1 protein-coding gene is annotated in these 290 nt (G+C 63.4%); it reads right to left on the bottom strand.

What is annotated here, in order from left to right; all coding sequences use genetic code 11:
• Positions 1-79 precede the first annotated feature (79 nt).
• On the bottom strand, positions 80-290 hold a 211-nt coding region (locus RVY79_RS19000; RefSeq protein WP_317466113.1), incomplete at its 5' end, for a TetR family transcriptional regulator C-terminal domain-containing protein.

Raw genomic sequence — 290 nt, forward strand, 5'->3', positions numbered from 1 at the left:
GCAAGCACGGCGGTGCAGTCACCGTCATTGAGCGCGGCGAAAGCGCGCCGCAGTTTCCATTCAACAATCGCGCGGTAGATCATGGTGTTCCGTCCTCCGGGGCGTGTCGGCGCAAATCGTGCTCGACGTAATGATGCAGGTGCCGGATCGCGGCCTGCAGCGGTTCGGGATCGTCGTAGAGATGGCTCAACATGACGCCGCCTTCCAGTCCGCCGATGAGGACGGCGCTGACGTTCGCCGGATCGATGTCCTTTCGGAGCTCGCTGCGGCGCATGCCGTCCAGCACAATC

It is taken from the genome of Chromohalobacter sp. HP20-39, from assembly GCF_033052815.1.
Lineage (GTDB): Bacteria > Pseudomonadota > Gammaproteobacteria > Pseudomonadales > Halomonadaceae > Chromohalobacter.